Source organism: Phenylobacterium conjunctum (assembly GCF_042679085.1).
GTDB classification, from domain to species: Bacteria; Pseudomonadota; Alphaproteobacteria; order Caulobacterales; family Caulobacteraceae; genus Phenylobacterium; species Phenylobacterium conjunctum.
The window spans coordinates 1-20853 of sequence record NZ_JBHTLQ010000057.1 but is presented as its reverse complement, the minus strand read 5'-3'; the positions used below and the strand labels follow the sequence as shown (position 1 = coordinate 20853).

Annotated in this window: 22 protein-coding genes; 11 read left to right on the top strand and 11 right to left on the bottom strand. The window is 66.7% G+C overall.

The genetic code is table 11. The annotated features are described in order from the left end of the window. The first annotated feature begins 242 nt into the window (after window positions 1-242). Together ACFQ27_RS17775 and ACFQ27_RS17770 are read left to right on the top strand one after the other, a co-directional pair. Window positions 243-839: a hypothetical protein gene (locus ACFQ27_RS17775; RefSeq protein ID WP_377354535.1), complete on the top strand. Its 597-nt coding sequence runs from the start codon at window positions 243-245 to the stop codon at window positions 837-839. Then, a complete protein-coding gene (locus ACFQ27_RS17770) occupies window positions 829-1776 on the top strand; it encodes a nucleotidyl transferase AbiEii/AbiGii toxin family protein (protein ID WP_377354534.1) in 948 nt (315 codons plus the stop codon). The genes ACFQ27_RS17775 and ACFQ27_RS17770 overlap by 11 nt, the downstream gene beginning before the upstream one ends. A gap of 51 nt (window positions 1777-1827) precedes the next feature. Here the strand turns inward: ACFQ27_RS17770 and ACFQ27_RS17765 are convergent, their stop codons facing one another. Then, complete coding sequence (locus tag ACFQ27_RS17765; RefSeq protein ID WP_377354533.1) at window positions 1828-2064, bottom strand: helix-turn-helix domain-containing protein; 237 nt, start codon at window positions 2062-2064, stop codon at window positions 1828-1830. 97 nt (window positions 2065-2161) lie between these two features. Between ACFQ27_RS17765 and ACFQ27_RS17760 the strand changes: the two genes are divergently transcribed. Then, on the top strand, window positions 2162-2668 hold the full coding sequence (locus ACFQ27_RS17760; RefSeq protein WP_377354532.1) for a helicase: 507 nt from the start codon (window positions 2162-2164) through the stop codon (window positions 2666-2668). 21 nt (window positions 2669-2689) lie between these two features. On the opposite strand, the gene trbB is transcribed toward ACFQ27_RS17760, so the two are convergent. The 3 genes from trbB to mobQ are packed head-to-tail and all read right to left on the bottom strand — an operon-like array spanning window position 2690 to window position 7163. After that, the gene (gene trbB / locus ACFQ27_RS17755) at window positions 2690-3643 is read right to left on the bottom strand and encodes a P-type conjugative transfer ATPase TrbB (protein ID WP_377354531.1); all 954 of its coding nucleotides are present in this window, start codon (window positions 3641-3643) and stop codon (window positions 2690-2692) included. Window positions 3644-3667: 24 nt separating this feature from the next. Beyond that, window positions 3668-5659 (bottom strand): type IV secretory system conjugative DNA transfer family protein, encoded by a 1992-nt coding sequence (locus tag ACFQ27_RS17750; RefSeq protein ID WP_377354530.1) that lies wholly within the window; start codon window positions 5657-5659, stop codon window positions 3668-3670. 7 nt (window positions 5660-5666) lie between these two features. Further along, window positions 5667-7163, bottom strand: a complete 1497-nt coding sequence (gene mobQ / locus ACFQ27_RS17745; protein WP_377354529.1) for a MobQ family relaxase — start codon at window positions 7161-7163, stop codon at window positions 5667-5669. Between the two features lie 255 nt (window positions 7164-7418). Here mobQ and ACFQ27_RS17740 point away from each other — a divergent pair, with 255 nt between their 5' ends. After that, window positions 7419-8102 (top strand): hypothetical protein, encoded by a 684-nt coding sequence (locus tag ACFQ27_RS17740; RefSeq protein WP_377354528.1) that lies wholly within the window; start codon window positions 7419-7421, stop codon window positions 8100-8102. Here ACFQ27_RS17740 and ACFQ27_RS17735 read toward each other — a convergent pair whose 3' ends face one another. Together ACFQ27_RS17735 and ACFQ27_RS17730 are read right to left on the bottom strand one after the other, a co-directional pair. Continuing rightward, window positions 8103-8936, bottom strand: coding sequence for a cell wall hydrolase (locus ACFQ27_RS17735; protein WP_377354527.1), 834 nt, complete (start codon window positions 8934-8936; stop codon window positions 8103-8105). Further along, entirely contained in the window at window positions 8936-9484 is a 549-nt protein-coding gene (locus ACFQ27_RS17730; protein WP_377354526.1) for a S26 family signal peptidase, read from the bottom strand. The genes ACFQ27_RS17735 and ACFQ27_RS17730 overlap by 1 nt, the downstream gene beginning before the upstream one ends. A 301-nt stretch (window positions 9485-9785) precedes the next feature. Here ACFQ27_RS17730 and ACFQ27_RS17725 point away from each other — a divergent pair, with 301 nt between their 5' ends. Then, window positions 9786-10364, top strand: a complete 579-nt coding sequence (locus ACFQ27_RS17725) for a helix-turn-helix domain-containing protein (RefSeq protein ID WP_377354525.1) — start codon at window positions 9786-9788, stop codon at window positions 10362-10364. A 2-nt stretch (window positions 10365-10366) separates the two neighbouring features. Further along, window positions 10367-11599 (top strand): type II toxin-antitoxin system HipA family toxin, encoded by a 1233-nt coding sequence (locus ACFQ27_RS17720; protein ID WP_449305019.1) that lies wholly within the window; start codon window positions 10367-10369, stop codon window positions 11597-11599. Between the two features lie 37 nt (window positions 11600-11636). Here ACFQ27_RS17720 and ACFQ27_RS17715 read toward each other — a convergent pair whose 3' ends face one another. The 4 genes from ACFQ27_RS17715 to ACFQ27_RS17700 form a co-directional block, all read right to left on the bottom strand. Continuing rightward, window positions 11637-12656 (bottom strand): ParB/RepB/Spo0J family partition protein, encoded by a 1020-nt coding sequence (locus ACFQ27_RS17715; RefSeq protein WP_377354524.1) that lies wholly within the window; start codon window positions 12654-12656, stop codon window positions 11637-11639. Between the two features lie 52 nt (window positions 12657-12708). Then, entirely contained in the window at window positions 12709-13911 is a 1203-nt protein-coding gene (locus tag ACFQ27_RS17710) for an AAA family ATPase (RefSeq protein WP_377354523.1), read from the bottom strand. 515 nt (window positions 13912-14426) lie between these two features. Further along, entirely contained in the window at window positions 14427-15494 is a 1068-nt protein-coding gene (locus ACFQ27_RS17705) for a RepB family plasmid replication initiator protein (protein WP_377354522.1), read from the bottom strand. Between the two features lie 455 nt (window positions 15495-15949). After that, window positions 15950-16309, bottom strand: coding sequence for a single-stranded DNA-binding protein (locus ACFQ27_RS17700; RefSeq protein ID WP_137803301.1), 360 nt, complete (start codon window positions 16307-16309; stop codon window positions 15950-15952). Window positions 16310-16883: 574 nt separating this feature from the next. On the opposite strand from ACFQ27_RS17700, the gene ACFQ27_RS17695 reads away from it, so the two are divergent. Together ACFQ27_RS17695 and ACFQ27_RS17690 are read left to right on the top strand one after the other, a co-directional pair. Continuing rightward, entirely contained in the window at window positions 16884-17714 is an 831-nt protein-coding gene (locus ACFQ27_RS17695; RefSeq protein WP_377354521.1) for an antitoxin Xre/MbcA/ParS-like domain-containing protein, read from the top strand. Continuing rightward, entirely contained in the window at window positions 17711-18295 is a 585-nt protein-coding gene (locus ACFQ27_RS17690; protein WP_377354520.1) for an RES family NAD+ phosphorylase, read from the top strand. Before ACFQ27_RS17695 ends, ACFQ27_RS17690 begins: the two co-directional genes overlap by 4 nt. A 145-nt stretch (window positions 18296-18440) precedes the next feature. Here ACFQ27_RS17690 and ACFQ27_RS17685 read toward each other — a convergent pair whose 3' ends face one another. Further along, window positions 18441-18659, bottom strand: a complete 219-nt coding sequence (locus tag ACFQ27_RS17685) for a hypothetical protein (protein ID WP_377354519.1) — start codon at window positions 18657-18659, stop codon at window positions 18441-18443. Between the two features lie 363 nt (window positions 18660-19022). Between ACFQ27_RS17685 and ACFQ27_RS17680 the strand changes: the two genes are divergently transcribed. From ACFQ27_RS17680 to ACFQ27_RS17670, 3 genes are all read left to right on the top strand, one after another. Continuing rightward, window positions 19023-19301: a hypothetical protein gene (locus ACFQ27_RS17680; RefSeq protein ID WP_377354518.1), complete on the top strand. Its 279-nt coding sequence runs from the start codon at window positions 19023-19025 to the stop codon at window positions 19299-19301. 193 nt (window positions 19302-19494) lie between these two features. After that, complete coding sequence (locus ACFQ27_RS17675) at window positions 19495-19704, top strand: helix-turn-helix domain-containing protein (protein ID WP_377354517.1); 210 nt, start codon at window positions 19495-19497, stop codon at window positions 19702-19704. A 14-nt stretch (window positions 19705-19718) separates the two neighbouring features. Beyond that, on the top strand, window positions 19719-20853 hold a 1135-nt coding region (locus ACFQ27_RS17670; RefSeq protein ID WP_377354516.1), incomplete at its 3' end, for a type II toxin-antitoxin system HipA family toxin.

Here is a 20853-nt window from a genome sequence, read left to right as displayed (position 1 = left end):
TGACACCGTCGGCCTAAACGGCCGGCTCGATGCGGCGTCCACGCCAGGGCGGCCGGCGAGTTTTGGCACAGCCTGGGGGTGTCCCCGCAGAAGGGGTCGGACGAGACGCTGGCTCGGCCGCAGGGGAAAGCTCTCCTCTCCCCCTTGAAGCCGCGCCGTTGCGGACCAGAACGTCGCCTCAGTTTGCATGGATTTTTAATGACATTCCTTGCAAACTAGCGTCGGAGGCCTAGATTGCAGCCATGAGCAAGTTCGACCAGTTCAAGGCCAAGCTCCGTCCCGGGCAGACCTACCGCCGGGCGGACCTGGCCCAGTGGTCGACGGCGGTCGATCGCCACCTCAAGGAAGCCGTGCAGGCCGGCGCGCTGACCAAGCTCGCCGGCGGCCTGTATTACGCGCCCAAGCAGACCGCCTTCGGCAAGGCGCCGCCCGAGGACGACACCCTGGTGTCGACCTTCCTGAAGGGCGGCCCGTTCCTGCTGGCCTCGCCGAACGCCTACAATGCGCTCGGCGTCGGCACGACCCAGCTGCACAACAAGACCGTGGTCTACAACCACAAGCGCCACGGCAAGTTCGCGCTCGGCGGCCGCACCTATGACTTCCGCATGAAGCCGGCCTTCCCGAAGAAGCTCACCCGAGAATTCTTGCTCGTCGACCTGGTCAACAATCTCGACCAGCTGGGCGAGAGCGCCGAAGAGGTGCTCGAGCGCGTCAAGGCGCGCCTGGCCGCCAGCGACCGCGCACGCGTGAAGAAGGCGGCCCAGACCTACGGGTCCGAGCGGGCCAAGAAGTTCTTCGCCCGCGCCCTGGCCGAGGTCGGGGCGCAGGATGCCTCCTAATCTCCTGCACAACCATCCCCAGTTCGCCGACCTGATCCGGATCGTCGCCGACGACCAGGGCGTTGCCCCGGCCCTGGTCGAGAAGGACTATTGGATCATGCAGAGCCTCTACGGCCTGCAGCAGCTGGGGCTGACGTTCGAGCTGAAAGGCGGCACCTCGCTGTCCAAGGGCTACGGCCTGATCAGCCGGTTCTCGGAGGACATCGACATCCGCATCGAGCCGCCGGCCGACCCACCGGTGATGACCGGCCGCAACCACGACAGACCGGCCCACGTCCAGGGCCGCAAGGATTTCTACGACCGCCTGGCCCAGACCATCGTCATCGACGGGATCACCTCGGTCGAGCGCGACACCGCCTTCGACGACCTTCGGCAATATCGCGGCGCCGGTATCCGCCTGACCTATGCCAGCATCAACGGCTCGGTCGAGGGCCTCAAGGACGGGGTCCTCCTGGAGGTCGGCTTCGACGACGTCGCGCCCAATGAGGCGCGCGACATCAGCTCCTGGGCCTATGACTATGCCGCCAGCCGGGTGGAGATCCTCGACAACCGCGCCCTGGCCGTCGCCTGCTATCACCCCGGCCACACCCTCGTGGAGAAGCTGCAGGCCATCTCGACCAAATTCCGCCAGCAGCAGGCGACCGGCGTCTTCCCGCCCAACTTCATGCGCCACTACTACGACGTCTATTCGCTGCTGCAGGACCCAACCGTCCAGGCGTTCATCGCCACGCGGGCCTACCTCGACCACAAGGCCAGGCGGTTCCCCAAGGCCGACAACCCCGTCATCGCCGAGAACGAGGCCTTCGTCCTGGCCGACCGCGACGTGCGCCAGACCCTCCAGAACGCCTACGCCGCGTCCAGCGCCCTCTATTTCCGCGGCCAGCCCGCGTTCGACGATATCCTCGCCAAGATCGCCGAGTGGTCGCCCAAGCTATAATGCCACCGCGAGCCTGGCGGTCGGACCCGCGCGCCGTCAGACCCCTCGCGCTCAGCTCCGAAGCCGGACGCCTGGTCCGCCAGCTTCATCAGGGCTGAGAAACACCACCCCCTTGGTCTCCAGCGCGCGCCGCACCGCCTCGACGTTGGCCGCTGAACTCCGGCCGGGGCCCAGGTCGCTCTCCATGCGCCGGATGGTTTGGAGGGAGAGCCCGGCCGCCTGCGCAAGGTCGACGCCATTCCAGCCCACAAGCGCGCGCGCCGCCCGGATTTGCGAGGCCGTCACCATGCCGAGATACTTTTAACGTCACACATGGTATTTTTAGATTGATCTTTCGGAGTGATGCTCGATACTAAAAGACTAACACAGCCGGAGATGCCTAGTCATGGGCTCGCGCCGCGAGACCGGGGGCGAGAGCCTGCGCCTGCCTCGAATGTCCCGAAGGGCCGTGCTTGGCGGGACGTCTGTCGTCGCCTTGGTCCCACAATCCGCCCTACCGGTGCCGATCACGCCAACCGCGCCTGACGACGCCACACGGCAGTGCGCCCGGTGGCTGCATCTGAACGGGCGGATTGAACGGCTCCAGGATCGCTGGGCGAAACTTGAAGCCTGGCTGACCCGGGAACACGGGTGGCTGACGCTCAGCCCGGCCGAGCAACAGGCGCTGCCCTGGTCGCGAGAACTGCGCGACATCGACGGTTGCCTCGATCTCCTGTTCGAACAGCGTGAAGCCCTGCTCGAGAGCCTTCCGACCCGGTCTCCAAACCTCACTTCGGTCATCGCCAGATTGGCCGTGGTGGAGCGGTTGATCTGGAGCCACGACCATCCCGAGGCCTACGCCTTGATCGCCGGCTGCCTCCAAGACCTCAAGGCGTTGACCCCGCAAGCCTGAGACGCCGCACGCGCGCGCCGCCTAGGCCGCGCGCAACGCGTAGCCCCCCTCCCCCCAACCCGTCACCCGCACGATGTCCGAGACCCGGCGGCCGCCAGGCGTCCGCGCGATGTGGATGACCAGATCGATGGCCTGGCCGATGGCGCGGTGCGGGATGCGCTGGGTCACCTCGCCGATCAAGTCCTCGAGCCGGCTGAGGCCCTCCACGGCGCTGTTGGCGTGCAGCGTCGCCAATCCGCCGGGATGCCCGGTATTCCAGGCCTTCAGAAGGTCGAGGGCGGAGCCGTCGCGGACCTCGCCGATGACGATCCGGTCGGGCCGTAGGCGCAGGGTGTCGCGGACCAGGTCGGTCATGGTCACCGCCGGCTCGGTGCGCTTGGTGAGCATCTGGATCTGGTCGGCCGCCGAACACTGCAGCTCGGCGGTGTCCTCAATCAGCACGACCCGGTCCCCTGAAAACGCCGGCTCGGCCAGGATCGCGTTGGCCAGCGTGGTCTTGCCCGACCCCGTGCCGCCGACGATCAGCAGATTCTCCCGCGCCACCGCCGCGGCGCGGATGACCTCCGCCTGGCCGGCGCTCATCATGCCGCCCTCCACATAGTCGCCCAGCGTGAAGACCACCTCGGGCCGCTTGCGGATCGCAAAGGCCGGGCGGGCCACGACCGGCATGAAAGCCCCCTGAAACCGCTCGCCCGTCTCCGGCAAGGTCGCGCTGACCCGCGGCCGGTCGCGCGTCACCACCTCGCCCGCATGGTCGGCGAGCAGGCGAAGGATGCGGTCGGCGTCGGCCGCCGCCAGCAGCTCGCCCGTCCAGGAGCGGCCCTCCCCGATCCGGTCGATCCAGATCTTCCCGTCCGGATTGACCATCACCTCGACCACCATCCGGTCGGCGAGCGCCTGGGCGATCACCGGGCCCATGGCCTGGCGGAGCGCGGCGACCTTCCGGTCGAGGACAACAGGATGTCGTTCGGTCATGGGGCGCTCATGGACAAGGAGGGATCAAAGGCTGCCGTCATCGTCGTCGGCCCGCAGGGCCGCCACAGGAGCCAAGGTGAGGTAATCGGCGGCCGGCACCGGCTCGGGCGCGTCTGCGGCCTCTGGAGGCCCCTCCGCCCCGGTGTAGCGGGGCCTGGGCACGCGGACCCCGGCGAAGCCCTCGGGCGGCGCGCAGACGGCCCTGACCCCCCGCCAGTCGATGCTGGCCGGCCCCGGCAGGTCGGCAGCTCCCGGGCGCTGGTCATAGCTCGCCGGCACGCCGTGGAAATAGTCGCCGGTCCGCGCCTTGAAGAACGGCTCCTCATAGTAGCGGATCTTGTCCGCCAGGATCGGCTTGGTGTTGTTGACGAACAGGAACTGCTTGCGGTCATCCAGGCCGCGCACGTCCTCCTCCGACAGGATGTAGCGCTGCTGCTCCGACTGCGAGGTCGATCGATGCGCCCGCCCGAAGAGGCTGCGCGGGTCGCTATAGCTCTCCCGCATCTCCAGCGCCTTGCCGGCGCGGCGCGTGACCTTCTCGATGCTGGTGGGCTCCGACGTCGCGAAGGTCGCGGTAATGTGCATGTTGTCGAATAACGGCGTTTTATCACCGTACTTGGAGAACACGTCGTTGAAGCTCTGGCAGACCAGGTGGGCGGTGATCCCGTAGCCGGCCATCTCCCCCATGGCGTTCTCCAGGAACGGCAGACTGCCGAGCTTGGGAAATTCGTCGAGCAACAGCAGCAGCCGATGGCGCTTACGGCGCCGCCGGCTGTCATAGTGCTCATGCTCCATCAGGCTGTTCACGCCCTGGCGGATGAAGACGCGCACCAGGAAGGCTAGGCGGTCGGCATGGGCTTGCGGGGTGATCAGGTAGAAGGTCACCGGCGCCTCGGCGCACACCAGGTCGCCGATCGAGAAATCCGACCAGCTGGTGGCGTATTCGACCAGGGGATCGGCCCACAGCGACAGCGAGGCCCGGCAGGTCGCCAGCACATTGGACTTCACCCGCTCGTCCATGCCGGCGAGCGCCGTCGCTCCCAGGCGCACCTCGGGATGGATCTCGGCGATCGGCGCCCCCTCTTGATCCCGCGCCAGGCCATCGGCCGCATGATAGTCCGGCCGATGCCGATGCTGGGTGTGCAGCATGGCGTGCAGCGTCGGCTCGATGTCGATCAGCAGCCGGCGAACCTGGGCGAGGTTCTTGCGCTCGTCAGGCTCGCTGTAGAGCACATGCAGGATCACCGCCGTGAAGAAGTCGGTGGCGCTCTGGTCCCAGAAGTTCAGGTCGCCGGCCTTGCGCCCGAGCGGGTCAACCAGGATGCCGACCACATTCTGGATGTCGGCGATTTCCATCGGACCCTTGCGGACCTCGAACAGCGGATTCCAGCGCACCGTGTTGGGATCGGTCGGGGCGAAGTAGAAGACGTGGCTGAACGTCTTCCGATGATCGGCCGTGATGTGCCAAAGCTCGCCCTTGCGGTCGTAGACGAAGGCGCTCTCCGGCCAGGCCACCAGGGTCGGCACCACATGGCCCGCGCCCTTACCGCTGCGCGACGCGCCGACGATGATGGCGTGCTCCGGGCCGCCGTAGGTCAGATAGCGGCCCTTGAATCGGCCCAGCACCCGGCCCCGGATCTGACCGCCTTGGCCGAACAGTTTGGCGCGCGCGACGTCCGCCAAGTCCGCCCAGGCGTCTCGGCCAAACGCCTTGGGCGCGCGCTCCGAGCCGCGGGTCGCGAGCGCCGTGAAAAGGATTGGCGCCATCGCCACCGCGAGACCCGCCAGCCCGGCGCCATCGAACAGCCGCGGGTAGCGCGGCTGCAACGCCAGATACCATTCGGCGAAGGCCCACGGCCGATAGAGCCGGACCGGGCCGAGGTCCGCCCAGCCCGCCCCCAAGGCGGCCGCGTAGTGCAGACCGTGCGCCGCCTGTTGGGTGGCCCAACCGAGGCCGAGCAGGATCGCCAAGACCGCGATCGGCAAGACGAGGAGGAGACGCTGGGAGGTCGTCATTGGAACCTCATCGACCTGGAACGATGCCGCGGCCGATGGTCTGGCCCATGGAGCGATTGACGCGCTCGACGGCCAGCGCCCGAGCCTGCGCCGGATAGCGCATCAGGGCGGCCCGGGCGGGCCCGCCGACCTCGCGGATGAACCGGGTTTCGTCGGGCAAGCGAGACGGAACCTGTAGCTCCTTCTGGCCGAGCGCCTGGGCGACCCGCAGGTCATTGTAGGCCCGCGTGGCGCCCTCAATCCGCTTGTCGATCCGCTTGATCTTGCGCTCCAGCGTGCGCCGCTGACGCGCCACGTCCCCTGCCCGCTCCAGCTGCGGCCCGCGTCGCCCCGCGACATAGGCCTGACCGGCCGGCGAGGCGATCCAGGCGGCTCGCACCTGCACATCGATCTGCGCCCGCCGCGCCGCGCCACGCGCCCGGGCGATGGCGTTAAGCTCTGCGTGCTTGGCCCAGATCATCCGCGCCGGATTGCGAATCCACTGGACGAGGGCGAGCCGCCTCTGGCGCACGCTGGCCACCCGCTGCTCGACCTGACGCAGCCGATGTTTGGTCGCCGCCAGCGCCGCGCGGGCGGGCTGCAAGAGCTCGCGCTCCACGCCCCGAACGCTGTCGATTTTCGGCAAAACGAGCGCCCACCTTTCGGCCGCCCAACGATCCCGCTCCGCGATCATCCGGGCGCGCATCTGCTCGGCCTCCGTCGTTAGTTTCGCCACCGGCACGGCGATCACCGGCGCCTCGCGCACCAGCCGATCCGCCGTCGCCTGAAAGTCCGTCCGCAGCTCCTTTCGTTTGGCGTTGTGGGCGTTGGTGTCGCGGTTCTGCTGTCCACGCTCCGAGGCGACGTCCTTGCGCTCCAGAGCGCTCGCCGTCGGCCCCAAATGCACTCCGGGCTCGCGGTCCGAACCCTGCTCGGCCAGGGATAAATGCGAGACTTGCGGCGCGTCCGGACCAAGATGCCGACGCAGATGTTCGTTCTGGATTTCCGCCCACGCCGACCGCCATTCGCGGACCGCCTTCGGGCTCCACCACTCGGCCGGCTTTTTGCCGAATCCGGCCGGCGTCACCGACCGGGTCGTCACCAGGATATGGGCGTGGAAATTGCGCTCGTCGCCGGCCTGACCAGGCCGGTGCATCGCTACGTCGGCGACCATCCCGCGCGCCACCAGTTGCTCGGCGACGAACGCCTCCACCAAGGCCCGCCGCTGGCCGAAATCCAGCTCGTGCGGCAGGGAGACCAACAGCTCCCTCGCGGGCACGGCGTCCTTGCGATTCTCGGCCGCCTCGGCCGCGTTCCATAGCGTCTGACGATCCCCGAAAGCGGCCGGGGCGTCGGTCGGCGCCATGATCGCCGCGAACTCGATGTCGCCCTTGGCGCCGAAGTCGAACTCCATCGCCAGACGCTCGTCGATCAGGCGATCGCCCGAGCGATAGGCGGCCGCCGCGACGGCGGACCGGCCGGCCGACCGCTGAATGGTTTGGACCTCTAGTCGGTACTGGGCCATGCGCCCTCCCCTGCTCTGGCCCCTGCCGGGATCGCTAAGGGCTGCGCCCTTGGCTCAAGGAATCCATCGGCGCGAAGCGGCGAGGACCCTTGAGGGTGTCGGGCGGGGCCTGACCGCAGGGTTGGTGGGCGCAGCACATCCAACCCGTAACTGCGCCCTTGTGACGAAAGACGACAAACCCCGGCATAGACCAATTTGCGCTTTAATGTCAGCATTACGCCGTTTCGTGCTTTTTTATCAGTGAAAGGCCGCACCATGGCCAAGGTCGACAAGCGCCGCAGGAACGCGCGTCCCTCCAAGTACAAGCCCCGCTCGCCCGCCCAGCTCGCCCGCAAACGGGAGCTCTGGGCGGCCCGATCAAACGACCGGGGCAGGGCCAAGCGGATCGACGAAGAGGCGAGCCTGACGGAGCGCCTGGCCGAGCTGGAGACCGCGTTGCGCGAGGCCGGGCAGGACGGAATCCATAAGCAGCGGCACGTCACCCCGCTCGAAGACATCGAGGACGACGCCAAGCGATTCCACGTCCTGAAGGCCCGCGTCGAGCGCCTCGAAGCCCTCTGGTCCATCAACAAACGCAGACGCGAAACTCGCGGCAAGATCATCATTGGCGGCGCCCTGCTGGCAGAGGCAGGCGACGCGCATTTCGCCGGCGACGACGAGCTTCTCGCCCGCCTGGTCGACATCCTGGATCGCCGGGTCGAGCGGGTCCGAGACCGCCTGACCGTCCGCGAACTTCTGGGCAATGTGCCCCTGGCCTTGCGACCCGGCGGAGACCTCGACGAGGACGCTGAAAGCGCACTTCAGGCGGCTGGCGAGCCCCTCCCAGACTTCGATGTGCTGGCCGAAACCGCCCTTGCCCAAGAGGATGCGGACGCCCTGGTGCCAAGCGAACTCGACCCCGACTACGCGGACCTCGACCATGCGTGGCGGGCGGCCTGATCATTGATCGGACCCTGCCGCCAGGCCCGGTCCAACCACGAAGATCGCACGGCCGGGATCGGCGACCTTGGTCGCGCGAACCGGGCCCTGCCCTGCCCCGGAAGACGCCGGCGCCATCGGCGTATCGGCCATCGCCTCAATACGGTTCTCGCCGACAAAGATCGCCCCGCCGGCCGCCGACCAGGCGGCGGAAGACGGGGGGCCACGAGGGGGAGAGGTGGGTGTCGCGGCGCGAGGCCCCCTCCCCGCTCCAGATCGCGCCTCGACATAGAAGCTGTGCGCGCCGATGACCGCCGACGGCCCTGTGCCGCCAAAGTTGACCAGGCCCTCGGAGACCTCTCCCCGGCTGGCGCGATCAGCCACGATTTGCGGGTTCTGGAAGAACCGCGCCCCGTTCGTCAGGTCGGGCAACCGGCCTTCAAGCGCCAGATTCAGAATGGTCTCGATCCGCGCGCGTTGGGCCACCGTAGAGGCCGGCAGGCGACGCCAGTCGCCGCCAGCGCGCATGACCGGCTCGAACTGGCCACGCGCATTGACGACGGCATCGACCGACGTACCCCATCGACCATCCTGGACCCGGTTGAGGATCGTGTAGACGACAGCCGCCAGTCCGCTGTCGCCTTGGTTGCCCGCCTCGGCAAAGGCGACCCGCGTGATCGCTTCTCGCGCCGAAGGACTGGCAACGAGGGGCGCGAGGCCGCCTGCGGCGGCGCCCCCCGCCGTCGCAGCGCGAGCCGTTGCAGGCGCAGGGCAATTGACCCCTGCCAGGAGAGGCTGCGCGGTCTGCCCGCGGGCCAAGAGCAGGCACAGGCCCGCGAGCGCGGCCGGATCCATCAGCGGTCTCCCGACGGGGCGCTATGGCCCAGGGGACGGAAGACGCCGACGATGTCGGTGCGGCTGACGGGCCCGAAATAGCGGCTGTCGAAGCTGTTGGGGATGCGGTCGGAGAAGGCGAACAGCTCGCCCGCTCTGAGCCGCCGGCAGCCGCGCCATCGCGGCAAGGTCACGCCCCGACGGTCGGTCTTGAGGATGGGAGCCAGCGTCTGACCGTTGATCCGAAGCCGGTCATTGTCGGTGCAGACCTCATCGCCGGACACGGCGGCGACCGACTTCAGAATAGGAACGCGCCGCAGATAGGCCATCTGGCCATCGGCGTAGGGGAAGGCTGTGCGAGGCGCTTGAAAGGCGACGAGGGCGCCGACCGAAACCGGGCCGCGGTCGTGCACATAAAGCCCTTCAGGTTCGCTAGCGGTGCGGTTCCAAAGGAGCAGCGGGCGAGCGCCGCCGCCGGTCGCGAGAAAGACGCCGCCAAGGACCAGCACACCGGCGGCCAGGACGCTCGCCAGGGGGGCCAAGCGGTTTGATGGAAGAGTTTGGAGCATGCGGGAAACCAGGGCAGCCAAGACGAGCCGAAGGCTCGGCAAGGCCTGCGGCCACGGTGTGGCTCATGCCCGGCGATTGTGGGCACGACTTCCCGCCAGCTAAGGTCCAGCTGGCGACCGGCAGTTGCCCATGGGCAACTTCTCCAGTGTCGGAGCATCGAGTGATGTTCTTTACTGCATCACGAATAGATGTTGATATCTTAAGCGATATCAGAAGGTGGCCAGCGGTGAGACTTTCTGATATCGAACCAGATATCACATAGGCCTTATGATGCAGAATAGACTATCAAAAAGCCCCGCCTTGGCCGCCTTGGGTCTGGCGATCCGCGAAGCACGGCACGCCAAGGGCTGGAGTCAGCGCGATCTGAGCGCGCGCACCCATATGCCCCAGGCGCAAATCTCCCGCATCGAAAATGCCGACGTGGACCCGCAGGCCTCCACCCTCACCGAGCTGGCGCGCGCGCTCGAACTTGAACTGCAGCTAATCCCCAAAGCGGCCCTCACCGCGGTCGAAGCGACCGTGCGATCAACCAAGGTGCGATCGCAGGAGCGCACGTCGAAGAACCTCATGGACGACCTCCTGCGGCTCGCGGATGAAGCCCACGCCATGGCCCCGGATCGCGAGGACATCGCCGCGCTGCGTTCCAGCCTGCGAGACCTCCACCCGCTGACGGCCGCCCTCAACACGCGCGCCGTGACTGCGGATCTGAAGAGCGTGCAGATCCTGCTGCATGGCTTTCTGACCTATCCACCTGCCGAGCGCCCGAGCCACGCCCGGCCGATCCGCGACGCGGCGCAAAGGCTCAAGGACCTGAGAAACATGCTTGTGCATGCCCCGGCAGGCGAACGGCCGGCCTACAGCCTGGACGAGGAGGACTGACGATGGCGGCGGATGCCTTGGAAGTTCTGCTCGGCGACAGAAGGATCGGCCTGATCACCGCACTCGGCGGCGACCAGTCGATCTTTGCCTTCGACGACGCCTACGCCGAGGACCCAGACCGGCCCACGCTTAGCCTGTCGTTCAAAGGAGATCGCGGCGGCTTGCTAAGGGACCACAGGCCGACCCAGACGCGGCTCATGCCGTTCTTTTCCAACCTCCTGCCTGAAGGCCCGCTGCGCGATTATCTCGCCAAGCGCGCCGGTGTGAAGCCGATGCGGGAATATCCCCTGTTGGAGACCCTGGGGCTGGACTTGCCCGGCGCCATCACTGTGCGGCCGAGGGGGAGCGGCGAAGTCGACGACGTCGATACGCCCGATGACCATTCGGTCGATAGCGGCGCCGGGACACACGCAGCGGCCTTGCGCTTTTCGCTGGCCGGCGTGCAGCTGAAATTCTCGGCCGTCCAGAAGGCTCAGGGCGGTCTGACGATTCCCGCGAGCGGCCGCGGCGGCGATTGGATCATAAAGCTGCCATCGATGCGGTTTCCCGCCGTGGCGGCCAACGAATTTTCGATGATGCGCCTGGCCCGGGCCATGGGCATGGATATCCCCGACGTCGAGCTCCTGCCGCTCAATCAGATCGAGGGCCTGCCCGAGGGCCTGGGCAGGTTCGAGGAGGATGCCTTCGCCATCCGCCGCTTCGACCGCCCCCCCAAAGGCCCCCCCGTCCACATCGAGGACTTCGCCCAAGTCTTCGGCGTCTATCCGGTGGAGAAGTACGACAAGGGTTCCTACCGCAACATCGCCAAGGTGCTCTGGTTGGAAACGGGCGAGGCCGGGGTGAGCGAGTTCATCCGCCGTCTGGTGTTCAACGCCCTGATCGGCAATGCCGACATGCACCTGAAGAACTGGTCGCTGATCTATCCGGACAGTCGCACGCCCAAGCTGGCCCCCGGCTACGACTTCCTATCGACGACCCTCTACCTTCCCGATGAGAATGCGGCGTTGAAGTTCGCCCGCACGAAGAAGGTCGCTGAGCTGACCTTGGGCGAGCTAATCTATATGGCCGCCAAGGCCGGTATTCCCGAAGCCTTGGCGAAGGACACGGCGACGGAGGCGGTCGACCGCTTCCACCAGGTCTGGGGCCAGGAGCGCGCCCACCTGCCGATCTCGAGCGCCTTGGAAGCCGAGATCGAGCGTCTGCTCGCCCTCATACCCCTCGCTCAGGGTCTCTAACGGCCAAGGTTGGGTCCCTGAGTTGCCAATCGGCAACTTAGGCTGTCGGCTTTGGCCAGTAGGTGTCCAGAACCGAACCCAACGCCGTCTCGGCCTCGGCTCGTGACGCACCGCCGGCCAGCAGAAGGGTGAGGCTCACCTCCCTGCCCTTCTTGCCGTTGATCCGCAGCACCGGGGCGCCGGACGCGGACACCACGGCGTCGGCCGATCCTGACCGCTTGGGGGATCCTGACTTCTTGGGGGGGTCAGCAGCGATCACGAGGCGGCGGATGACGTCCTGCGGCTTCGCCGGGCTCCCCTCCCCTTTCAGCTTGGCGATCGCCCCGGCTTCGGCCAGCACGCGGCGCGCCCGGTCATCTGGCTTCAGCAGCGGTTTCAACTGCGTGACGTGCTTGATCTTCAGGTCGTGCGGATCGCTGAACGCCGCCACGAGGTCGCCGGGCAGGCGCGCCAGATCGAGGTAACGGCTGAGCCAGGCCTCCGAGACATTGAGACGGCCCGCCATGTCCTTCTGGCGACCGCCATAGTGGCGCTCAAGCGCCTTCAGATAGTCCCGCGCCCGCTCGATATCGCTAAGGTCCTCGCGGGCCCGGTTCTCCAGATCGGAGATCCGGAACGCCTCTTCGTCCGTGAGCTCGCGGACCTCCACGAGGAAGCGGAAGTCGGTGTAGTTGTGAGCGCGCAGCCAGGACACGGTCCAATGCCGGCGAGCGCCGCAAATGACCTCGAAGTCGATATCCGGGTCGCCGCGCACACGGCGGACGATGGCGGGGACTTCCTGGCGCCCCTGGGCCTTGAAGCTCTCGATCAGGTCCGCGCAGCGGGTCTCGTCCAGAGCGGCGTAGTCGCGATTGTGCTCGGCCCAAAGACGGCAACGGGCGGGATCCACCTGCTCGATGGCCCGGCCGACCACGGCGCCCGACGCCAGTTCGGCCATCCGGTTTTCGCGGTTTGCGAGGATGCCAACCGGCATGCGCGTCGGCGCCTCGGGCTGCGGCGCGGCGTCGTCCAGCGAGCCCATCAGGCCCGCGGCGAAAGAGCGGTTCTTGGAGCTCATGAGCGCGCCCTTTCAGCCGAAATTGCACCGGTGCAATTTGTGTTCTTGCAGGTCATGCGTGGCCCTCCTTGCGCAGGCGCTCGACGTGGCTGGGCCAGGTCTGGCGCACATCGAGAAGGATCTCCTCGTTGACGCCGTTGAGGTAGGTCAGACAGCGGTCGCGCACCGATTTGCTCGTCATCGGGCTGTTCATTTCATAGACGGTCATCAGGCGCGCCGTGACGTTGTCGATCTCGGCGGAGTCCTTCATCGGCGTTCGGATCATCGCCAGACCGAAAACCTGCCGCATGAGGGCCAGCAGCTCCTTTTGCATCGACTTGTTTTCGTCGACCTTGGACGCGACGACGCGGACAAAGTTGAGGTCCGGCGCAAGGTCGCGCGACGCTAGCTGGTTGAGCGTCTCGTCAAGCATGGTCAGGAACGCCGCGGTCGATGAGAAGTCCATCACCGTCGGGGGCACCGGTATGACCAGAGCGTTCGCGGCGCGGAGTACCGAGAGCGAGATGGCCCCCAGGGCCGGCGGCGGGTCCAGTATGACCACATCGAACTGATCGGCGATCGACGCGATGCCTTGAGCGAGCCGGTCGAGCAGGCCGCCCCCGCCGCGCGCCATCCGCGCCGCTAGTTCATATTCCGATTGGAACAGGTGCAGATTGGCCGGGATCAGTTTCAGGCCGTCAAAGTGGGTGTCGAGCAGCGCGTAGTCGAGCGAGCGTTTGTCGTCTTCGCGCAGGAACGGATAGAGGGTCTGATCCTCGGTGAGGTCGAGGTCTGGCACATAGCCGAAAAGGGTCGTGCTGGAGGCCTGGCTGTCGCAGTCAATCAGGGCGACTCGATAGCCCTGGATCGCCATGTACTGCGCCAGGTGAACCGATAGCGTCGACTTACCGACGCCCCCCTTGAAGTTCTGCACAGCGATGACCGCGCAGGGGTCTTCGAGTTTGCGCCACGGCCGGGTGCCGAAGACGCCGCGCATGTCATTGACCTGGGCGAGTGTGTATCCGACGCGGCGGTTGGTCTCGGTGCGCGGCGGCTCCGGCAGGCGCCCATCCTTCTCCGCGTCTCGGATCGCGGCCGGGGTGCGTCCGACAAGGTCGGCCGCCTCGCTGATGGAGAACAACGGCTCACGGCGATCCCCGGCCCGCGCGGCCCGCGCGCTATCCCTCAGGTTCTCGACAACGGCCGAAGCCCGCCGCGCCAGCTGCGAAACAGGGCCGGCGAGAGAGGGGGCGGCAGCTTCCGCGACGTTCGACATTGGACCTCACAGCCTCCTGCAGGTTTCGATAAACCAGCCCCAACCGTCTGAAAATCGAAAGTGGGGCAGCCGGGACGCTACTAGCGCATTTTTAAGGAGGTGTTAACGTTAAGTCCGTCAGTGAAGGTCGATTCAGGCGTTTCCACTAGGCCATACCTGACCGATTGGGGGCCGCCCCGCCCCTTTGGGAGCCAGCGGAGTGTGAAATTGCACCGGTGCAATTGCACCAGCCTGGCCACGATCTGAGAAGAGCCCGCCAACACACCCTTGATGACCGGCCATCCTGTCCTGGTGGGGGTGACAACGGGCGCGCAAGTCCGGTGCTGTTGGATCTGTCATACAGCGCCCGCAAGCCGCCTGCGGAGCAAATTGCACCGGTGCAATTTCGGGCTTGGCCGCGTTCGCGATCGTTGGCGGGCCTCGTGCAGCGTCGCACGAGACCATAGCGTCACCCGCCGACGGATCACGCGGCCGGGGGCGGTGCGTGGACTGAATTGCACCGGTGCAATTCCGGCTTAGGGACGGCCACGTCGCGCCGCGAAGGCTTGGCAAAAACCTGTCCACGACTTCACAAGCTTGGGCCCGGTCAGGTTGGCCAGCCGACTGCCCATCTCAGCGCGGTAGGCGTCAGCGATGAGGTCACGCGCCCAACCGCCGCCGTGGGTCTTGGCGATCTCGCCAAAGGGCTCCGCGCCATAAAGGAGGCTGCCCGTCGGAAACCGCACGGGACCGCTCGACGTGTCCGGGGTTCGGGCGGGCGCGGGCAGGGCAGGGCGCTGCAGCGTCTGAACCGACCGAACCGAAGGCGGAAGCGTCGCGACGTCCGGCGCGTCCGCCTCCGCAGCCGTGGGTTGGGCCGGCGTCGCCTTCGGATGGAAGCTAAACTCGATCTCGGTGATCGCCCGGCCCCTGCGAATCTCCCGCCACTCCACGGTGAAATGGGCGAGGTGATCGATCTCGGCCTTGGCCTTGTCGAGCACCTTTCGGCGCAGCTGTGCGAAGTCCTTGTAGAGTTCGGGCGCTATGCCGAAGGCAGCGCGGATCGCGGTCATGTCCGCCCGCCAATTGGGCTGGCGGCGATGCAGCCGCAGGGCGCCCAGCTCGTACAGTCGCAAAGCATAGGAGGAGCGGAAACCGAGGACGGCCTGGCGATTGAGGACGGCGTAGGTCTCAGACTCGCGGATGAGGCGTCTCGCGTCTGGTGTGAATTCCCACTCGATCCAGCCCGCCTCAGCCCCGTCCTCATCGATTTCCTCTCGAGAGGACTGGATCAGCGAAAAGCGCTTCGTCGCCTTGCGGCCACGCCAGGAGAGGTCATCGACCGCGAACAATGTGCGGTGCAACTCCTCCAGCATCTCTGAGATACGCTCATTACCCTTGTGACCACGGCGGATGTCCGCCTTGCGCATCCTGTGCGCGACAGGCTCCCAGGCATCGCCGCCAGCCGTAAGGATCATTAGCGCCAGCAACCGGGCCGCGGTCAGGCTGAGGGACTGGCCCTTGACGAAGCGCACCTCAACCAAGGTGCCTGGCTTGGCGAACTCATCGCCGTCCCGCGCCTGCAGCGCATGGGCCACACGCATCGCCCGCCCCGGGGCGTCCTCAGCCCCAGGTTCGACGTCAGCAATGTCGGCAGCTTTGGCCAGGGCGCGACTCCGTACTCCGATCTGCCGCCAGCATTCCTGACCTCGAATCAAATCGCAAGACAGGATACAACCCCGATTGTGGCCGCCACCCCCAAGCGGTCAGGATAGCCCCGATAGGTCAGGACGGAGCCCCCAAGCGGTCAGGGCGGATCCCCCGCCCGGTCAGGTTCGATCCCCCGTCGGGTCAGCATGGGCGCAAAAACCCGTTCTAACTCTGCCACTTGCGGGCCTCGAACTTAGAATCCTTAGAATTTAGAAATCCCGCTGCGGGTCGCAGCGGGGATTTTTCAAAAGATTCAGGGGGTAAGGGCGACTTATCTCAACCGCCCGGGCCCGCTCTGCGGCCTCAAGGCAGCAAAGCCCCGCCCGGCAGACCGGGCGGGGCAGGGCGGCTAGTCCTCGTCGGCCGCCTCCTGACGATCGAGGGACTTCAGCTCGTGCTGCGGGGTGGCGACCACCACCTTGGAGAAGAAGCGTTCCTGGCCGCTCTGGTCGGTGTAGCGGTCGTGGCGGATTTCGCCTTCGACGAACACCTTCGAGCCCTTGGGAAGGTGGCGGCCTTCCAGCCAGCCGACCGTACCTTGGTTCCAGATCTCGACCTGGTGCCAGGTGGTGTAGTCCTTCCGATCGCCGTCCTTCTTGGTGTAGCGGTTGGTGGCGACCCGCAGGGTGGCGACCTTCTTGCCGCCCGAGACGGTGCGGATTTCAGCGTCGGCGCCGGTGAAGCCGATGAGTTGAACCTTGTTGAGCATCACGTTTCTCCAATCGACCGCCGAGAGATGCCTCGGCGGCTCGCGGTCCCTGCCGCGATCACGCGACCTGCAGGACCGGGCAAAGGACCGGGTCAAAGCCCGCGGGGTGTGGAAACCGGCCTGCACGATGCGCAGCGACGGAAGGCCGGAGGGTCCGCAATCCCGCGCCTCGCGTGCGAGGTCAGCTTTGACTTAGGGCCGCCCGGTCCAGGTTCGTGGGATTGATCGCGGGGGACCGCAGTCCGTCAGGCGCTTTTCGGGGTAATGGTGACCGGCCTCAACGGTGAACTGGCTTCATGCACCGGCCAGATTTCCACATCGCTGGGCCAATTAGGTCGCCACCAGGCGCCATTGCCGCTTCCAAGGACGGCTCGGACCACCCTGCGAGGAAGGCGGCCGGTCTGCACCGCGGCCCATCGCGGCTCGGGAACCAACGAACCTGGGGGCAGAAGGTCGTCTTGGAGCGATCCGCCGCCCGACATCCTCCAAGGTCAGATGCCGCGACGCGCGCTGGGCGGTCCACGAGGGGCAAGGGTTATGTGCCGTCCGCCAGGCGAAGCGCCAGGCGCGGCAGTTGAGTTTTGATCGGCCCGCAGCCGATGCGCTGCGGACGCATGGCACAAACTGGACAAATGGGACGTCTGGGATTATCTATAATGACGTGATCGAAGAGGATCGTCCCATGACCGCCGCAAACGCCCGCCGCTCGATGTCCCGAGGCTCTGCGAAGATGGCCAGCCCCGCGGCCGCAGACCTTATCGGCATGTTCGTCCAGCGCAATCCAAAGTCCAACAGGGGCGAGCTGAGCGAAGTCGTCAAGCTAGTCGCCGAGTTCAGCGCCACGGCGGCGAAACTCTCGCCGTCCGCCCGCAAGCGGCTGATCGCCCGCAAGGCTCAGTTCAAAAAGTTCATCGCCGAAATCGCCGCCGAACCGGAGACCGCGCCGCAAGTCCTGAAGCTGGTCGCTAAGGGACCGGCCGAAGTCAGCCAAGGCGCGGGCCTGGGCCAGGTGTTGTCGGCCGAAGAGGGCAAGGCCCGGATCGCGAGCTATGCGACGCCGACCAAGGTCGAGGATTGGGCAGGTCTGGTTGCGGGACCGACCGAGCTTGAGCGCGACTTTGGCGTCGCCCGCTCCACTCTGCACAATTGGCAGAAGCAGGGCGCGGTGATCGGCCTGCTCGTAGGAGTGCGAAAGCATGCCTTCCCGACTGAGCAGTTCGTCGACGGCAGGCCCGTGTCGGGCCTAGCCCAGGTTGTCAAGACGATCGGCGAGCCGCGAACCGCCTGGCTATGGCTACGCGAACCCAATCCCGAACTCGGCGGCGTCGCCCCGCTGGCGCGCCTGAAGGCCGGGGCGACCGACAAGGTCGTTGAGGTCGCCCGGTCAAACTTCGCCGGCGCGTGAGGCTCGATCCCGATATCCTGGCCGACCTCGCCGTCGAAATCACGCCGAAGGCCTATGTGCGCGTTACGCCGATGGCCCACGCCACCACGCCGCTCGGGGCGGGGTTTGGCGGGACACGCTTCGCCAGTCCGACCAAGGCCTTCAAGGTGATCTACCTGGGCGAGGATTTAACCACGAGCGTGGCGGAGACCCTTGTCCGCGACCGTTTTCAGGGCAAGGCGACCCGCAAACTCCTCGATGTCGAGGCCGCGACTTGGGGCGCGACCGAGATCACTACCCGCGCGCCCCTGACGTTGATCGATCTGCGCACGACAGGCTTGGTGCGGCTGGGCGTGTCAACCGAAGCCGCCCGCGGAAAGGCGCAAGGGCAGGGGCGCAAACTCAGCCAGGCGGTCTACGACCAAACCGACGCCGATGGCTTGGTCTACAGCTCCCGCCTGACGGGTCGCACCTGCATCTGCGTCTACGACCGCGCCCTGCCTGGCCCGCTCACCGCTTCGCCGGTCGTCGAACTCACCCATCTGACCGGCCTCGTCGATGCGCTTAAGGCCCTCAACGTCACCCTGATCGCCACGCCCTAGAGGCGCCCTGGCGGTGAATCGGAACGAATCACCAACCCCAAGGGATGGTGGGTTTAGGACCACCCACCTCGAGGGCTTGGAGTCTGTTCGGCGCCTGTTCTGCGGGGTCCGAGGCGCGGCGCCTCGAGGGCGCCGCACCCCAGGGTCAGTGGCGGGTCCTGCGGTTGTCGTGCAGCAGGCTGTGGAAGTGGGCGATGGCCGCAGCCTCAAGCTCGAAGGGCGTCGCGCTGCGCTCTTCCTGACGGTCCAGTTCCTCAGCGATCGCCAGAACGTCCCAGCACTCGGCGACCACGTACCAGCTGCCGGTGTCGTAGAAGTCGTGGGCGTGTTGGAACACCGCTTGCGCCATCGCCATCGTCGTCATTGTCGTCTCCCGCTTGCTGCCGGATCAGCGGGCTCATTCCCGCGATCTCGCGACCGGGAAGGGCGGGGAGTAGGGCAGGGGACAGGGTCGGGGCCGATGGAAACCGGCCTGCAGCTTAAGCGAAGGCCGTGAGGGTCCGTCGGCCCCGCCTCGCCTCGGCGAGGTCGCCTTGGCCCCTAACCGGCCCGCCCTAGTGTCGTGAACTGGATCGCGGACGAGCCCGCTTCGGCAGATCCCCTCTGGGAGACGGCCGTCGATGTCGCGCCTGGGGAGGTCTGACACCCCTGGCGGCGCCCGACGTCAGACCTTACGGTCATCCAAGACTGACGTTCATGCCCGAACGCCCAGACCTTACGTGCAGCAATGAGTGATCTTCAGACCTTGGTTGCGAGACTCCGGGCCCTCGATCCGCAAACGGATCCCGAGCAGTGCAAAGCCTGCATGCAGGAAGCCGCGAACACTTTGGCGCGCGGTCATGGGGATCTGACCATTGGGAGCCTGGCGCGCGACGGGACCCCGGAGACCTTAAAGCTCGGCGAGGTGTGGTTTGACCGCCGCGAGACAACCGAGGCCCTCACCGTCTTGCTTGCGGACGCTCGGGCGGCGCGCGCTGGCGACGCCTGGCGCTCCGTGCACGAGTGAGGTTTCTTCCCGCGCGGGAAGATCATTGGCTTTTCGACGTCTGGGGCGCGTCACTCTTCCCGATCGGGAAGTTTTAGGGTTGGCTTCTGCACCGCGAACGGGAAGCCCGCGACCATCGTCTACTTCCCGCTCGGGAAGATTTCCATTGCGCGAGCCATAAACCTGTGCGTATCTTCCCGACCGGGAAGACAGCATGATCGCAACGGCAAAGGATTTCGGAGCCACCCTCGCGCGGGCGCGCAAGGCGCTAGGGCTCACCCAACGCGAACTCGCCCTCTCGATCGGCGTGGGCGAGCGCTTCATTGTCGAACTCGAAGCTGGCAAGGCCACGGCCCAACTCGGCAAGGCGCTCGCCGCCGCCAAGGCCGCGGGTATGCACCTCACCGACTCGGCTGAATTCTGACGGAGGCGCGAGCCATGGGCCTGCCCATCTACGCCGCTGATCAGCTTGTGGGCCAGGTCGAGGCTGGCCCCGATGGCCCCTCGCTGCAGTACGAGGCGGCCTGGACGGGCGGTCGCGACAGCTACCCGATTTCTCTGACCATGCCCCTGACCCAGACCAAGCATGGGCCAGAGGTCACTGTGCCTTGGCTGATGAACCTCTTGCCCGAAGGCGAGCCCCTGCGCGTGGTCACGCGCGCTCTCGGCGTCGCCCAAGAAGACATTCTTGGCCTGATCGCCAACCTGGGCCGCGATCTTGCTGGCGCCTTGACCACGGGCGAACCGCGTCGCGGGGATGCACCGGCCCTGACGCCTTTGCCCGCCGACGCTCTGGAGCGAATTATCGAGGAGCTGCCCGCACGACCGTTCCTCGTCGGCGAGGAAGGGGTATCCATGAGCCTCGCCGGCGCCCAAGAGAAACTGCCCCTGGCGATGATTGGCGAGGGCTTGGCTATCCCGGTCAACGGCGCGGCCTCGACCCACATCCTCAAGCCAGACAACCCGCGCCTTCCTGGCAGCGTTCAGAACGAAGCCCTCTGCATGGTGTTGGCGCGCCGTTGCGGCCTGACGGCAGCCTCCGTGACGACCGGCCGCGCCGGGGCGAGGTCCTACCTGCTTGTCGAACGCTACGATCGCGCAATCTCGGATAACGGTGTCTTTCGGCTGCACCAGGAAGACTTCTGCCAAGCTTTGGGCAAGCCGCCAGCTGCCAAGTATCAGCACAACCATTCTGGGGTGCGGGGGCCCTCGACGTCGGATATGTTCGGGCTTGTGCGTGAACACATGACCGCGCGGGAGATCACGCAGCTGCTGGACGCGGTGATCTTCAACATCGCCATCGGTAACGTCGATTCCCACGCCAAGAACTATTCGGTGCTCTTGCAGCCCCGCCGCAGCGTGCTCGCGCCGCTCTATGACCTGATGACGGGCCTGACCTGGCCCAACATCACCCTCAACCACGCCCAAGATATCGGCGGTCAGCAGCGCGGCCGGCACATCTATGGTCGGCACTGGCGTCGCATGGCCGAAGGCGCCGGCCTGGCCGGACCGGCCACCGTGCGGCGCGTACAGGCGCTGGCCGGCCGCATCGCGGCCGAGGCGGCGCAGGCGG

Bases quoted from the DNA above. Each gene is read 5' to 3' on its own strand.
- ACFQ27_RS17750 (WP_377354530.1), bottom strand. From the start codon at position 5,659: ATGACGACCTCCCAGCGTCTCCTCCTCGTCTTGCCGATCGCGGTCTTG.
- ACFQ27_RS17775 (WP_377354535.1), top strand. From the start codon at position 243: ATGAGCAAGTTCGACCAGTTCAAGGCCAAGCTCCGTCCCGGGCAGACC.
- trbB (WP_377354531.1), bottom strand. From the start codon at position 3,643: ATGACCGAACGACATCCTGTTGTCCTCGACCGGAAGGTCGCCGCGCTC.
- ACFQ27_RS17705 (WP_377354522.1), bottom strand. From the start codon at position 15,494: ATGCGTGTGGCCCATGCGCTGCAGGCGCGGGACGGCGATGAGTTCGCC.
- ACFQ27_RS17675 (WP_377354517.1), top strand. From the start codon at position 19,495: ATGATCGCAACGGCAAAGGATTTCGGAGCCACCCTCGCGCGGGCGCGC.
- ACFQ27_RS17685 (WP_377354519.1), bottom strand. From the start codon at position 18,659: ATGACGACGATGGCGATGGCGCAAGCGGTGTTCCAACACGCCCACGAC.
- ACFQ27_RS17760 (WP_377354532.1), top strand. From the start codon at position 2,162: ATGGGCTCGCGCCGCGAGACCGGGGGCGAGAGCCTGCGCCTGCCTCGA.
- ACFQ27_RS17770 (WP_377354534.1), top strand. From the start codon at position 829: ATGCCTCCTAATCTCCTGCACAACCATCCCCAGTTCGCCGACCTGATC.
- ACFQ27_RS17720 (WP_449305019.1), top strand. From the start codon at position 10,367: ATGGCGGCGGATGCCTTGGAAGTTCTGCTCGGCGACAGAAGGATCGGC.
- ACFQ27_RS17730 (WP_377354526.1), bottom strand. From the start codon at position 9,484: ATGCTCCAAACTCTTCCATCAAACCGCTTGGCCCCCCTGGCGAGCGTC.
- ACFQ27_RS17735 (WP_377354527.1), bottom strand. From the start codon at position 8,936: ATGGATCCGGCCGCGCTCGCGGGCCTGTGCCTGCTCTTGGCCCGCGGG.
- ACFQ27_RS17715 (WP_377354524.1), bottom strand. From the start codon at position 12,656: ATGAGCTCCAAGAACCGCTCTTTCGCCGCGGGCCTGATGGGCTCGCTG.
- ACFQ27_RS17680 (WP_377354518.1), top strand. From the start codon at position 19,023: ATGAGTGATCTTCAGACCTTGGTTGCGAGACTCCGGGCCCTCGATCCG.
- ACFQ27_RS17700 (WP_137803301.1), bottom strand. From the start codon at position 16,309: ATGCTCAACAAGGTTCAACTCATCGGCTTCACCGGCGCCGACGCTGAA.
- ACFQ27_RS17710 (WP_377354523.1), bottom strand. From the start codon at position 13,911: ATGTCGAACGTCGCGGAAGCTGCCGCCCCCTCTCTCGCCGGCCCTGTT.
- ACFQ27_RS17765 (WP_377354533.1), bottom strand. From the start codon at position 2,064: ATGGTGACGGCCTCGCAAATCCGGGCGGCGCGCGCGCTTGTGGGCTGG.
- ACFQ27_RS17740 (WP_377354528.1), top strand. From the start codon at position 7,419: ATGGCCAAGGTCGACAAGCGCCGCAGGAACGCGCGTCCCTCCAAGTAC.
- mobQ (WP_377354529.1), bottom strand. From the start codon at position 7,163: ATGGCCCAGTACCGACTAGAGGTCCAAACCATTCAGCGGTCGGCCGGC.